Raw genomic sequence first — 13,478 nt, 5'->3', positions numbered from 1 at the left:
GACGACTTGTGACCTTCTCCGACACCCAGCAGCAGGGCGCCGCCGGAGACGCGCCTGGGCGGCTCAGTCACCGGCAGGTCACCACCGTCATGTCCGGTCTGGTGCTCGGCATGTTCCTGGGGGCACTGGACCAGACGGTGGTCTCCTCCGCCCTGCGCACCATCGCCGACGACCTGCAGGGGCTGACGGCCCAGGCATGGGTGACCACCGCCTACCTCGTCACCGCGACCATCGCGACACCGCTGTACGGCAAGCTTTCCGACCTGCACGGCCGCCGGCCCGCCTACCTCGCCGCCATCGCCCTGTTCACGGCGGGCTCACTGCTGTGCGGATGTGCCACCTCGATCTATGAACTCGCCGCCTTCCGCGCCCTGCAGGGGCTCGGCGGCGGCGGGTTGATGTCACTGGCGATGACGATCGTCGCCGACATCACCACTCCGCGCGAACGGGGCCGCTACCAGGGCTGGTTCATGGCCGTGTTCGGCGGCGCCAGCATCGTCGGCCCGCTCGTGGGCGGTGCGTTCGCGGACCGGAGCAGTCTGCTGGGCATCGACGGCTGGCGCTGGATCTTCCTGATCAACGTGCCGCTCGCCGCCGTGGCGGCGGTGGCGATCGTCCGGGTGCTGCGCTTCCCCCACCGGCGCGTACGGCACCGGCTCGACTACGCGGGGGCGCTGGCCCTCGCGGTGGGGCTCGTGCCGCTGCTGACGATCGCCGAGCAGGGCCGCAGTTGGGGCTGGGCCTCGCCCGGGGCCCTGCTGTTGTACGCGATCGGCGTGGTGGGGCTGACCGTGTTCGTGGTGGTGGAGTGGCGGACGGGTGACGCCGCGCTGCTGCCGCCGCGCCTGTTCCGCATCCACGCCTTCCGGCTGGGCGTGGGGCTGCACTTCGTCGTCGGGATCGGCATGTTCGGCGCGATGACGACGCTTCCGCTGTACCTCCAGCTCGTCCGCGGCATGAGCCCCATGGCGGCGGGTCTGGCCACCCTGCCCACGGTGTTCGCGAACCTCGCGGTGACCCTGCTGGTGGGCCGGCTGATCTCCCGGACCGGCCGGTTCAAGGTGCATCTCGTCGCCGGCCTCGGCTCGTTCACCGCGGCGATGCTCGTCTTCGCCACGTTGCGCGTGGACAGCCCGCTGTGGCAGGCGGCGCTCGGCATGGCGCTGATGGGCGCGGGACTCGGCGCGTCGATGCAGACGCTGACCACGCTCGCCCAGAGCGAGGTGCCCCGTACGGACATGGGCGCGGCGACGGCCTCGGTCAACTTCTTCCGCTCCAACGGCGGCACGGTCGGCACCGCCGCGTTCCTGTCCATCCTGTTCTCCACGGCGGCCGGCCGGATAGCCGACCGGCTGGCCGAGGCCCGCCACGACCCGGCCTACCGCCGGCTGCTGGCCCAGTCCGACAACGCCCACGCCCTCGCGGGAGTGCTGCGCCCCGGCGGCGGTGTCGACCTGGAGGACTCCGCCTTCCTGCACGCGCTCGACCGGGGCGCGGCGCTGCCGTTCCTGGAGGGGTACGTCGCCTCGATGCGCACCGTCTTCCTCACCGGCGCCGCGGTGGCCCTGGTCGCCTTCCTGCTCGCGGCCTGGCGGGTACCGAACCTGACGCTCTCCGACGAATAGGGCCGCGTGGAGGCGTTCGCACAGCATCGGGGTTCACGGGGATCAGGATGCTCTTTCCGGTGGTGCGGCCGGTCATGATCTGACAGTGCACGGCGGCGGCTTCGCGCAGCGGGTGGCTGCCGGCGACCAGGATCCGCAGTCGCCCGGCCTCCACCGCCTAGATGAGCTGCAGGCGGGCGGCGGCGCGGATCTCCGTGCCGGGGTCCGCGCCGGGCCGATGCGGACTTACCCGACGACAGGCAGCGCCACCGCCCCAACTCCCGCAAGGACCTGTGCAAGAGGCCACTTGGACAGGGAAAACGCAACTTCGACATGGCCCCGCAGCGGCAGCTACCTTCACCTGGTCTTCGGCGGTCGCCCACGGTCGCGCGGGGGTTCCTTCAGGCTGAGCCATCCGCGACGGGATGAGTTGGTCACGCCCCGAGAATCCTCGCCCCCATGCGTAAGCCACCGAACCGGGTCCACACCAGGCACCCCCAACCAGGGAGAGACGCATGCCCCATCTTGCTCTGTACACATTCGGCGTCCTGAAGTCACCTCTCGCCGATCCCGCACCTCTCACGCGCGAGTTCCACGACGGCGCTGAGGCCGTCTACCGGAAGATCAGCCGGCACCCCGGATACCTCGCTCGTGCCGAAGCGGCAGACAGCGACCAGGGCTCGCACTTCGACTTGGACTGGGGTGCCTGGGGAGAGTTCGCCGTACCGACCTGGTACGGCAAGGGCCATACCGTGGAGACCATCGCCCTGGCCGCGACCCTTTCACTCTGGACCGACCTGCGCCCCGCCTTCGACGCCATCTACACCGGTCTGCACCGTGAGGCACTGAACAGGCGTTACGACTGGTTCGAAAGGACAGGACACCCGAGTTACGTGTTCTGGTGGGTCCCCGACGGCGTGATACCCACCTGGCGGGACGGGGTATCCAGGCTGGAGCACCTCCACGACCACGGCTCCACGCCGCACGCCTTCACCTTCCACCACTCGTTCGCCCCGGACGGAACTTTGACCAGGATCAAGGGCATCGGGCCGAAGAGTGACCAGGTTCGCTGACAAGGAAGCCTGAGCGACTGGGTTCGCCGTCAAACGCTGAGGCCGTTCCGTCTCACCTGTCCTTCGCCCGGGAGGGCGGTGCACTCCGTCGGGTCGGGCCGGCCGGGTGCTGGGCGGAGCCGTTCAGGCGGCTGCCGCCGGTTCGTAGAGGTCCGCGCGAAATCCCCTTGCTCAATGGTCAAGAATCGTTGACCATTGCTCGCATGCCTACCGATGATCCTCTCGAGACGCTTCACGTCACCACGGACGAGCAGCTGCGCGCCGTCTCCAATCTCACCCGCCACCGGATCATGGCCGTGCTCCGCTTCGAGCCGGCGACGATCACGCAGATCGCCGAGCGGGTCGGCCTCGCGAAGGGGAGTTCCAGCTATCACGTGCGGCTGCTGGAGCGGGCCGGCCTGGTGAAGGTGGTACGGACGCGGAAGGTGCGGGGTGTCACCGAGCGGTACTACGCGATGGCCGCGCGGGCGATCGTGCTGCCGGATCGGGGCGAGGGAGGGCCGGATGCGCTGATGCGGCATGCGGTGGCGGACCTGGAGGCAGCGCCGGCGGATGGCGAGCGGCACGTGCGGATGGCGCATCTGCGGCTCACCGATGAGCAGTTCTCGGAGCTGGGGGCGCGGCTGCAGGCACTGGCGGACGAGTACCTGGAGCTGTCCGATCCGTCGCTGCCGGACACGTCACTCGTCTTCGCACTGTTCCACCCGGCACCGCGCGAACAGGCCGAGCGGGGGGCCAAGTGACTTCAGACGTTCGGAAGCTGCCGGCCGGGTTCGGACGGCTGTGGACTGCGCAGACAGTGTCTTCCCTCGGTGACGGGGTGTCGCATGCCGCGCTGCCGCTGCTCGCGTTGACGTTGACGCGGGATCCGATGGCGCTCGCCGTCGTCACGGCCGCCGGGACGCTGCCGTGGCTGCTCTTCGGGGTGCTCGGCGGTGCGCTGGTGGACCGCTGGGACCGTCGGCGCACGATGTGGGTCATGGACGCGGCGCGCGCGGTGCTGCTCGCGATACCGGCGGCAGCGGCCGCGCTCGACGGCTTAAGCATTCCGCTGCTCGCGGTCGTCGCCTTCCTGCTCGGCCTCGGTGGACTCTTCTTCGACACGGCCGCCACGGCCTACCTGCCGGATCTGCTCGGCCGCGACCCCGCACTCCTGGAGCGGGCCAACTCTCGCCTGCGCGGAGCCCAGACCGCCATGTCCGGCTTCGCGGGGCCGCCTGCGGGCAGTGCGCTGCTCGCGCTCGGGCGGGCGGCTCCGCTGCTCGCCGACGCGGCGTCGTTCATGCTCTCCGCACTGCTCGTACGGTCGCTCCCCGCCATACCCCGGCCCGAGCCGGAGATCCGCGAGTCGCTGCTTCGGCAGGCGCGGGCCGGGGCCTCGTACGTCTTCCAGGACCGGTTGCTTCTCGGGCTCGCGCTCCGCCCGGCGGTCGGGAACATCGCCTTCCTCGCTGTGGAGACCGTACTCGCCCTCTTCGCGCACGACCGCCTCGGCATCGACACCTACGGCTTCGGCCTGCTCCTCACGGCGGAGGCCACCGGTGGTCTGCTCGGTGCAGGCATCGCCTCCCACCTTGGCCGACGACTCGGCACCGGCACCGCACTGACCTGCACGGCGGCAGTCGAAGGGCTTGCCATCCTGGGCCTTGCATCTGCCCCGAACCCGTACGCGGCCGGGCTGGCGCTCGCCGTCTGCGGGGCCGGCATGGGCGCCACGATGGTGCTCGGGCCCTCCCTCCGGCAGGCGATCGTTCCGGCCCACCTCATGGGTCGGGTCGCCTCCACCTCCCGCATGCTGGCCATGTGCGCCGCCCCCATCGGGGCCTTCCTCGGCGGCTGGCTGGCCACCACCTACGACATCCGTACCCCGCTCTACGCCGCCGCCGTCCTCCTCCTGGCGATGACAGCCGTCACGGCATCCATGACCAGCAACCGCCGGGTCGACGCGGCGCTGCATGCCGCTGCCCCGGTCGGCGGTCCGGATCACCCGGCACCCAGGGATCCCGCCCAGGAGAGTGAACCCGACGTGCTGTGACGCCTGCCGCGAAGGCGTCACGACATGTCGGGTGCGAGTTCCCCGCGGGGCGCGACGAGTGGCCGGGGCGGTCGGGGGTGCCGGCCGTCAGTCCTCGTCGTCCCCGGCGGGTCCGAGTCCCGGAAGGGGCGCAGGGTGGGGCGGGCGCCGCTCCCTCGCCATGCTCTGGTCGGCCTTGATTCCGCCGCTGGGGGACGTCGCATTCGGTGCTGCCGTGTCAGCCGGCCGCGCCGGTGAGGGCGAGGAATTCGCTGCGGGAGCGGGCGTCGGATCGCAGCAGGCCGAGGAGGGTGGACGTCATGGTGCTGGATCCGGTGGCCTGGACGCCGCGCAGGGTCATGCAGGCGTGTTCGGCCTCGATGACCACGCCGACGCCCTTGGGTTCCAGGTTGGTCTCCAGCCAGTCGGCGACCTGTTTGGTGAGGCGTTCCTGGACTTGCGGGCGGCAGGCGAAGTGCTCGACGACGCGGGCCAGCTTGGACAGGCCCAGGATCCGGGCGCCGGGCAGGTAACCGACGTGGGCGATACCGACGATCGGCAGCAGGTGGTGCTCGCAGACGGTCCGGACCGGTATGCGGCGAGCCAGGACGAGTTCGTCGTAGCCCTCGTCGTTGGGGAAGGTGGTCAGGTCGAAGGGGCGCGGGGTGAACAGTTCGGCGTACGCGCGGGCCATCCGCCCTGGTGTGCCGCGCAGGCTCTCCGAGGCGGTGGAGACGCCGAGGGCCTCGAGGAACTGGCCGGCCGCCCTCTCCGCGGCTGCCAGGTCGATGCCTCCGGCTTCGTGGACGACCCGCAGGGCGGGCCGTGCGGGTGCCGTTTGCTCTTCGTCCAGCAGGTCCGTCAGGGCGGTGGTGCGGCGGGGGCTCTCGGTCATGTCAGCTGCCCCCGACGCCGAGGGCGCTGAGCAGGACCAGGACGAGAGTCGCCACGGCGAACAGACCGTGTGCCACTACTACGGGCACCGGGAAGTGCCGTTCGGCGGGAACGGTCCCTGCGCCTCCTTGAGCCGTTGTCCCGGCGGCGGCGCGGTCGCGGTGGACGGGGATCCAGCGGGCCAGCATCACGAACCCCAGCAGGGCGACCGGCAGCAGCAGGCAGAACGAGGTCCAGGCCAGGGCGGTCCGGTCGGCCACCACGTAGATGATCCACACCACCAGTCCGATCGCGGCCAGGGCGAAGTGGCCGAAGACGACCGGTGCGGGCAGGCGGCTGGTGCCGGATTGCTGTTGCCGGATCCCGCCGCGTTGGATCCAGGTGCCGAGCATGTAGAAGCCGCCGAGGGCGGTGACCACCCAGGTGATCAATGCGGCGATGTCCATGAGGACTCCAGGTGCGGTTGGGTGTGACGGGCGGCCGGGGCGGGCCGACCGCCATGACGGGGACGGGAGGCCTGGTCATGCGGGGGTGTGCGTGCTGCTGCGGCCGGGGCCGGGCGTATACCCATCGGCCTGGGTGTTCTCGTCGGCGACGCGCACGCCGTAGCGGTAGGCGAGCTTGCCGCCCAGGAATCCCGAGACGGCCAGGGCCGCCACGCTGCACGCGGACAGGACGAGCCGGCCGGTTCCGACGCTTCCGCCGGCGGTGTAGTCGCCGTGGCGCCACAGGAAGTTGACGACGTAGGCGGCGGTGACCAGCAGGTTCAGCGTCATGTGCACCAGGGCGGTACGAAAGGCCCGGGTGCCCGAGGGGATAGCGAACAGATCGAGGAATCCGACCATGGCCGCCAGCAGGGCGCCGATCACCCCGACCCCGATCAGCCACTCCGAGGACTGGGTCAGGAAGCCGGGACGCTGCACGACGTGGGAAGCGATGTCGAACACCAGGCTCGTCACCCAGGCACCGATCGGCACGGTCACCACGATCGGGTGGAACGGGTGGCCGTACGGACCGGCGAGCGCGGCACTGACCGGGCGCTTCGCCTGAAGCTGTGACTCATGGGCCATCGCAACCGACCTCCCCAGTAGTTTCACCAACGATTCTTGGTCTTATTGGCAGGGGGCGTCAAGACGCTCGGCGGAAAAGGCAAGAAGAACGCTTGTGCCCATGCACGTGGGAGTTACCGTGGTCGTGTGGCTTCCGATCCCGATGCGCAGGCCGACGCGGCCGACAGCGCCATCGACTCCGTCAGCGTCCTGAGCGAGGACTCGCGGCGGCGCATGTTCGCCTTCATCCGCCGTGCCCGCCGCGCCGTCACCCGCGACGAGGCCGCCGCCAGCGTCGGCATATCCCGCAAGCTCGCCGCCTTCCACCTCGACAAACTCGTCGACGCCGGGCTGCTGCGTGCGCGCTACGAAACGCCCGGCGGGATACGCAAGGTCGGCAGGCAGCCCAAGGTCTACGAGCCCACCGACGCGCAGATCACCGTGAGCATCCCCGACCGCCGCCACGACCTCCTGGCAGACCTGCTCCTGGACGCCGTCCTCACCGAAGGCCGGGACGAAAACGCCGCACAGGCGGCGGTACGGACCGCCGAGCAACGCGGCCGGCAGCTGGGCGAGGCCGCGCGGGAAGAGACGCGCCCGGGCCGCCTGGGCCCTGAGCGCGGGCTGACCGCCTGCGAGCGCCTGCTGGAGCAGTACGGCTACGAACCCGTCCGGGAAACCCCCACCCGGCTGCGCCTGCGCAACTGTCCCTTCCACCCCCTGGCCGGGAAGGCTCCCGACCTGGTGTGCGGCATGAACCACGCTTTCCTCAGCGGCTACCTGAAGGGCCTCGCGGTCAACGGCGTCCACGCCGTCCTGGCCCCTGAGTCCGGCGAATGCTGCGTACGGCTGGGCCCGAACGACGCGGCGAGTGAGGACGGCACCGGCTGAGGCGCACCTGCCGTAGACCTCCACCCGGCCCATGCGCCGTGTCCCTGGCCGGTGCGACCGCGCTGAGGCCGGACGAGGAGGCGGAGGTGTTCACACCGTCCCGCTGTCCCCGGCGGTCGTACAGGACACGCTGACGGCTGCGGCGAGCGGCACCTCGCACGCCAGGCCTACGTCCACGCGGCCCGCCGGCGGGACCCTTACCGGCTCGTCCGCTGGGCCGCCACGATCGTCTTCAGGGCCCTCTCCGCGCCCGCGTGCCGCTGCACCCGTTCGGCGAACGCGGGGAACTGTGAGGCGATCCGGGTCAGGAACCGCAGTTCGAGCGGGGCGACGTTGATCTCGGCGGCGTTGCGTTCGATCGCGCGTGTGACGCCTCTGACGACCTGCCGCGGTGCGACCGTGCGGACGCCGCCGGGCGTGGGTGAACCGGTGTCGGCGAACATCCCGACGTCGCGGACGAATCCGGGCTGGACGATGGAGACGCCGACGCCGGTGCCGTGCAGATCCTGGCGGAAGGCCAGGGAGAGACCGCGGAGGCCGAACTTCGTCGCGGTGTACAGGGACGACGACTTGGTGGCGGCCATGCCCGACAGGGAGCCGACGAAGCAGATGTGGCCGTGTCCGCGGGCCACCATGCCGGGAGCGAGCAGCCGTGCGAGCATCGCGGGGGCGCGAAGGTTCACCGCGAGCGCCCGGTCGATCTGCGCGGGCGTGTAGTCGAGCAGGTCGCCGCTGGAGGGCAGAGCCGCGTTCGCGATGAGGATGTCCGTACCGGCGGCTTCTTCGGCGAGTCGCCTGACGTCCTCGTCGTCGGCGAGATCGGCCAGGATCGTCCGGGCACCGTAGCGGTCGGCGAGGGGTTCCAGCGCCTCGCTCCGCCGGCCGGTGAGGACGAGGTGCGCGCCGCGTGCGGACATCTCCGCGGCGATCGCGCCGCCGATGCCGCCCGTGACTCCGGTGAGCAGAACAGTTGCCCCGGCAATGTGCACGACTTCCCTCCCATGTTGTTCGTTCGAACGAACAGTAGGGACGGCGGGCCCTCCTGTCCACCGTGCCGACGCCGAACGTGCGGTCCTGGCCGGAAGACCGCTGATGGAAGAATGCATGGCATGCCCAACGCCGCCCCCTCCGCCTCCACCCGCCAGCGCATCATCACCGCCGTCCTGCGGATCATCGGCGAGGACGGCGTCGCGGCGGTCACCAACCGGCGCATCGCCCGGGAAGCGGGAGTGTCACTCGGCTCGGTGACGTACCACTTCGAGACCCAGCACGAGCTGCTGCGCGAGAGCCTGCTGCACTTCGTTCGCGAGGAGGCCCGGCACTTCACCGAGCTGGCCGACCAGTGCCAGACCGAGGGCATCGGCGTGGAGGAGGCCGCGTCCCTGGCCGGCCAGGTCGCCTGCGGCACGGCGCTGGACAGTGCGCATCTCGCCCCGTTCGAGCTGTACCTGCACGCCGGGCGGGACGAGCGGCTGCGGGAGGCGGCGGCGGAGGCGTTCCGGGCCTACGACCGGCTCGCCACCCAGATCCTCACGGCTCTCGGCGTCCCGGGCGCGGAGCGCCTGGCGGCCACCACGGTCGCCGTGGTGATGGGCCTGCAACTGCGCCGCCTGGCCACCGGAAGCCCGGCGGAGGACCTGGTCGACGCCCTCCTGCTGCTCGCGCGGGGCGCCGCAGCCCAGCAGGGCGAGCAGGACCTGCCGGCGTGAGAGCGCCGGCCGTCGGCCCCGAGGCCCGTCAGCCGGACCGCAAGGGCGTCGCCGCCCAGGGGTGACTCCGGGGGAAAACCCCCGGCACTCGGTGGGGGCGGGCCTCCTGCGCATACGGTGGCGGGCAGGCTTCTTCGGATCGTACGGCGTCTCCAGAATTCTCGGCATGACGATCTCTTCCGATGCCTCCCCCGCGAGCCCCCGTGCCGCCGTCGATGCGACCACGTCGCGGCCCGGTGCCGGCAGCGACTTCGCCCGGCTGTCCCAGCGGATCGCCGAGGCCGGCCTGATGAAGCGGCGCCCCGGCTACTACACGGTGCGGCTCGGTCTGGTCGTCGGGGCGTTCGCCGGCGGCTGGGCGGCCTTCGTCGCCCTCGGCGACACCTGGTGGCAGCTGGCCGTGGCCGCCTTCCTGGCCCTGGTGTTCGGGCAGGTCGCCCTGGTGGCGCACGATCTGGCGCACCGGCAGGTCTTCCGGCGGCGCCGGCACAGCGAGCTCGCGGGACGGCTGTTCGGCAATCTCGGAGTCGGCATGAGCTACGGCTGGTGGATGAACAAGCACACCCGCCACCACGCCCATCCCAACCATGAGGAACTCGATCCCGATGTCGCCCCGGACATCCTGGTGTGGTCCGCCGAACAGGCCCGCGCCAGCCGGGGCCTGGCCCGCCTCCTCGGTGGTCACCAGGCGGTGCTGTTCTTCCCGTTGCTGACCCTGGAGGGCTTCAACCTGCACGTCGCGAGCGTGCGGGCGCTGCGTTCACCGTTCCTGAAGAACCGGGTGCTGGAGGGCGCGCTGCTCCTGGCGCACATGGCCGCCCTGCTCTCCGCCCTGTTCCTGGTGCTCTCACCGGGCAAGGCGGTGGCGTTCCTCGCCGTGAACCAGTGCCTGTTCGGCCTCTACCTGGGCTGCACCTTCGCCCCCAACCACAAGGGCATGCCGACGCTCACCGGTGACCAGCAGCTCGACTTCCTGCGGCGCCAGGTCCTGACGTCCCGCAACGTGCGCGGCGGGCTGCTCACCGACGTGATGCTGGGCGGCCTCAACTACCAGATCGAGCACCACCTGTTCCCGGGCATGCCCACGGTCCATCTGCGCCGGGCCCGGCTGATCGTGCGGCGGTACTGCGCCGAGATCGGGGTGCCGTACCACGAGACGGGACTGATCCGGTCCTACCGGGAGGCGCTGACGCACCTGCAGCGCGTGGGCGAGCCGATCAGGCAGCGGCGCAGGGCGTGAGGAGCGAGCGGCGCTTCAGCTCGTCGCGGACGAGGCCCGGCGCGGCAGCTTCCAGTTCGGTCGCGGGAAGTGACAGGTGTAGCCGTCCGGGTAGCGTTCCAGATAGTCCTGGTGCTCGGGCTCGGCCTCCCAGAAGTCGCCCACGGGCTCGACCTCGGTGACCACCTTGCCCGGCCACAGCCCGCTCGCCTCGACGTCCGCGATGGTGTCCAGGGCGACGCGGTGCTGTTCCTCGTCGGCGTAGAAGACGGCGGACCGGTAGCTGCGCCCGATGTCGTTGCCCTGGCGGTCCCTGGTGGTCGGGTCGTGGATCTGGAAGAAGAACTCCAGGATGTCGCGGTAGCTCGTGACCTCCGGATCGAAGAGGATCTCGATGGCCTCGGCGTGGTCGCCGTGGTTGCGGTAGGTGGCGTTCGGCGTGTCGCCGCCGCTGTAGCCGACGCGGGTGGACACCACGCCCGGCTGCTTGCGGATCAGGTCCTGCATGCCCCAGAAACAACCGCCCGCCAGTACGGCCCGCTCGGTTTCCGATGTCATCGGTCGCTCCCTCACCCTCGAGCCGCTGTCCGGCGCGGTCGTCGACGTACGGTTCTCACGTCCACCCAGCTTATTACTACGCCCGAGTAAGCAACGAGCGGGCCCGGGAGCACGTCGGCGGGCATCCCCGGCGCCGAAGTCTTGACTCGGCAGGCGGCACTGGCGATCCTCATGGCGCACAGTTTACGTAGACATGACAAAGCGGTATCGCGCGTGTCCTCGGGCCACGACCTCCTCGGCTGGTCGACCGCGCATCCCGCCGACCGAGGGACGTGGGCCGTGGCCATGACCAGCCGCCCGTACCGCCGACGCAAGAACGTCACCGCAGTGTCGCTGCTCCTGCTCGTCCTGGCCGTCGTACTCGGTCCCACTCCGAGTTCGGCGGCCGGGAACGACTGGTGGGTCCCGAGCGCTCGGCCCACGCCGGACTCGCAGATCGGCGTCACCGGCGCGCCGTTCACCGGCACCGACGCCCAGGGCCGGGTGCGCGGGTTCGTCGACGCCCACGACCACCTGTTCGCCAACGAAGCCTTCGGCGGGCGCCTCATCTGCGGCAAGGTCTTCTCCGAGGCCGGGATCGCCGACGCGCTCAAGGACTGTCCCGAGCACTACCCCGACGGCTCGCTGGCCGTCTTCGACTTCATCACCAAGGGCGGTGACGGCAGACACGACCCGGTCGGCTGGCCCACCTTCAAGGACTGGCCCGCGCACGACTCCCTGACCCACCAGCAGAACTACTACGCCTGGGTGGAACGGGCCTGGCGCGGCGGCCAGCGGGTGCTCGTCAACGACCTCGTCACCAACGGCGTGATCTGCTCGGTCTACTTCTTCAAGGACCGCAGCTGCGACGAGATGACGTCCATCCGGCTGCAGGCGAAGCTGACGTACGACCTCCAGGCCTACGTCGACAAGATGTACGGCGGCCCGGGCAAGGGCTGGTTCCGGATCGTCACCGACAGCGCCCAGGCGCGTGACGTCATCGAGCAGGGCAAGCTGGCGGTCGTCCTGGGCGTGGAGACCTCCGAGCCCTTCGGGTGCAAGCAGATCCTGGACGTCCCGCAGTGCGACAGGAAGGACATCGACGCCGGCCTGGACGAGCTGTACGCGCTGGGCGTGCGCAGCATGTTCCTGTGCCACAAGTTCGACAACGCCCTGTGCGGCGTCCGCTTCGACTCGGGCACGCTCGGAACGGCCATCAACGTCGGGCAGTTCCTGTCGACCGGCACCTTCTGGAAGACGGAGAAGTGCACCGGCCCGCAGCACGACAACCCGATCGGCTCGGCCGCGGCGCCCGGGGCCGAGGCGAAACTCCCGGCGGGGGTGAGCGTCCCCTCGTACGGCTCGGACGCGCAGTGCAACGTCCGGGGGCTCACCGACCTCGGTGAGTACGCCGTGCGCGGCATGATGAAGCGCAAGATGATGCTGGAGATCGACCACATGAGCGTCAAGGCCGTGGGCCGCGCGCTCGACATCTTCGAGGCCGGCTCCTACCCCGGTGTGATCTCCTCGCACAGCTGGATGGACCTGAACTGGACCGAGCGGGTCTACGGCCTCGGCGGCTTCGTCGCCCAGTACATGCACGGCTCCGAGGGATTCGTGGCCGAGGCGAACCGCACCAAGGCGCTGCGGGACAAGTACGGCGTCGGATACGGCTACGGCACGGACATGAACGGTGTCGGCGGCTGGCCGGGCCCCCGGGGCGCGGACGCCCCGAACAAGGTCACGTACCCCTTCCGCAGCGTCGACGGCGGCTCCCTCGTCGACCGGCAGACCACGGGTGAGCGCACCTGGGACCTGAACACGGACGGAGCCGCGCACTACGGCCTGGTCCCGGACTGGATCGAGGACATCCGGCTCGTCGGCGGCCAGGGCGTGGTGAACGACCTCTTCCGCGGAGCCCAGTCCTACCTGGACACCTGGGGAGCGACCGAGCGGCACCAGGCGGGCGTCGACCTCGCCGCGGGCGCGCCGGCCGCGGCCAGTTCGACGGAGTGGTGGAACCCGTTCACCAGCTACGCGCCGGGCCGCGCCGTCGACGGCGACCGGGACACCCGCTGGGCCAGCGAGTGGAGCGACGGCCAGTGGCTGCGGATCGACCTGGGCTCCACGCACCGGGTCGGGCGGGTCACGCTCGACTGGGAGCGCGCGTACGGGAAGGCGTACAGCGTCCAGCTGTCGACGGACGGCGCGGACTGGCAGACGGTCTGGTCGACCACCACGGGCGACGGCGGCCTCGACACCGCCCGGTTCACCGGCACTCCGGCGCGCTACGTCCGCGTCTCGGGCACGGAGCGCGGCACCGGGTGGGGTTACTCGCTGCGCGAGGTCGGCGTGTACAGCAGCTGAGGAACGGGCCGGGGGGGGGCGCCCCCCCCCCCCCCGGCCCCCCCCCCCCCCCGGCGGGAACGTTCGTAGCGGCGCACTGCCCGCCACGCACCAGCCCGGCTACGGTGGCGCCGTGAAGCTG

Annotated in this window: 13 protein-coding genes; 8 read left to right on the top strand and 5 right to left on the bottom strand. The window is 70.9% G+C overall.

All coding sequences use genetic code 11. The features are described 5' to 3' along the window. Positions 1-8 precede the first annotated feature (8 nt). The 4 genes from ACIP4Y_RS38150 to ACIP4Y_RS38135 all read left to right on the top strand — a co-directional run bounded on the left by ACIP4Y_RS38150 (position 9) and on the right by ACIP4Y_RS38135 (position 4,712). Positions 9-1,625 (top strand): MDR family MFS transporter, encoded by a 1,617-nt coding sequence (locus ACIP4Y_RS38150; RefSeq protein ID WP_401401680.1) that lies wholly within the window; start codon positions 9-11, stop codon positions 1,623-1,625. Positions 1,626-2,119: 494 nt separating this feature from the next. Next, the gene (locus ACIP4Y_RS38145; protein ID WP_401401678.1) at positions 2,120-2,677 is read left to right on the top strand and encodes a DUF3291 domain-containing protein; all 558 of its coding nucleotides are present in this window, start codon (positions 2,120-2,122) and stop codon (positions 2,675-2,677) included. A 203-nt stretch (positions 2,678-2,880) separates the two neighbouring features. Beyond that, the gene (locus ACIP4Y_RS38140) at positions 2,881-3,420 is read left to right on the top strand and encodes an ArsR/SmtB family transcription factor (protein ID WP_401401675.1); all 540 of its coding nucleotides are present in this window, start codon (positions 2,881-2,883) and stop codon (positions 3,418-3,420) included. Then, positions 3,417-4,712, top strand: coding sequence for an MFS transporter (locus ACIP4Y_RS38135; protein ID WP_401401672.1), 1,296 nt, complete (start codon positions 3,417-3,419; stop codon positions 4,710-4,712). The genes ACIP4Y_RS38140 and ACIP4Y_RS38135 overlap by 4 nt, the downstream gene beginning before the upstream one ends. 217 nt (positions 4,713-4,929) lie before the next feature. Here the strand turns inward: ACIP4Y_RS38135 and folE are convergent, their stop codons facing one another. From folE to ACIP4Y_RS38120, 3 genes are all read right to left on the bottom strand, one after another. Further along, positions 4,930-5,586, bottom strand: coding sequence for a GTP cyclohydrolase I FolE (gene folE / locus ACIP4Y_RS38130; RefSeq protein WP_401401669.1), 657 nt, complete (start codon positions 5,584-5,586; stop codon positions 4,930-4,932). Between the two features lies 1 nt (position 5,587). Next, on the bottom strand, positions 5,588-6,031 hold the full coding sequence (locus tag ACIP4Y_RS38125) for a hypothetical protein (RefSeq protein ID WP_401401664.1): 444 nt from the start codon (positions 6,029-6,031) through the stop codon (positions 5,588-5,590). Between the two features lie 75 nt (positions 6,032-6,106). Then, positions 6,107-6,655: a DUF2231 domain-containing protein gene (locus ACIP4Y_RS38120; protein ID WP_401401661.1), complete on the bottom strand. Its 549-nt coding sequence runs from the start codon at positions 6,653-6,655 to the stop codon at positions 6,107-6,109. A 126-nt stretch (positions 6,656-6,781) separates the two neighbouring features. On the opposite strand from ACIP4Y_RS38120, the gene ACIP4Y_RS38115 reads away from it, so the two are divergent. Beyond that, positions 6,782-7,525 carry a helix-turn-helix transcriptional regulator gene (locus tag ACIP4Y_RS38115; RefSeq protein ID WP_401401659.1) on the top strand — a complete coding sequence of 248 codons (744 nt, stop codon included), beginning with the start codon at positions 6,782-6,784 and terminating at the stop codon, positions 7,523-7,525. 197 nt (positions 7,526-7,722) lie between these two features. On the opposite strand, the gene ACIP4Y_RS38110 is transcribed toward ACIP4Y_RS38115, so the two are convergent. Beyond that, a complete protein-coding gene (locus tag ACIP4Y_RS38110; RefSeq protein ID WP_401401657.1) occupies positions 7,723-8,514 on the bottom strand; it encodes an SDR family NAD(P)-dependent oxidoreductase in 792 nt (263 codons plus the stop codon). Positions 8,515-8,634: 120 nt separating this feature from the next. On the opposite strand from ACIP4Y_RS38110, the gene ACIP4Y_RS38105 reads away from it, so the two are divergent. Beyond that, positions 8,635-9,234 (top strand): TetR/AcrR family transcriptional regulator, encoded by a 600-nt coding sequence (locus ACIP4Y_RS38105; RefSeq protein ID WP_401401654.1) that lies wholly within the window; start codon positions 8,635-8,637, stop codon positions 9,232-9,234. A 166-nt stretch (positions 9,235-9,400) separates the two neighbouring features. After that, positions 9,401-10,474, top strand: coding sequence for a fatty acid desaturase family protein (locus tag ACIP4Y_RS38100; RefSeq protein WP_401401653.1), 1,074 nt, complete (start codon positions 9,401-9,403; stop codon positions 10,472-10,474). A gap of 15 nt (positions 10,475-10,489) precedes the next feature. On the opposite strand, the gene msrA is transcribed toward ACIP4Y_RS38100, so the two are convergent. After that, positions 10,490-11,011: a peptide-methionine (S)-S-oxide reductase MsrA gene (gene msrA, locus ACIP4Y_RS38095; RefSeq protein ID WP_401401650.1), complete on the bottom strand. Its 522-nt coding sequence runs from the start codon at positions 11,009-11,011 to the stop codon at positions 10,490-10,492. Between the two features lie 285 nt (positions 11,012-11,296). On the opposite strand from msrA, the gene ACIP4Y_RS38090 reads away from it, so the two are divergent. Then, on the top strand, positions 11,297-13,357 hold the full coding sequence (locus ACIP4Y_RS38090) for a discoidin domain-containing protein (protein ID WP_401401732.1): 2,061 nt from the start codon (positions 11,297-11,299) through the stop codon (positions 13,355-13,357). Positions 13,358-13,478 lie beyond the last annotated feature (121 nt).

This window comes from Streptomyces sp. NPDC088810, from assembly GCF_044750305.1.
Taxonomy (GTDB): domain Bacteria; phylum Actinomycetota; class Actinomycetes; order Streptomycetales; family Streptomycetaceae; genus Streptomyces.
The sequence above is the reverse complement of the archived record's forward strand: the minus strand, read 5'-3'. Positions and strand labels throughout refer to the sequence as shown.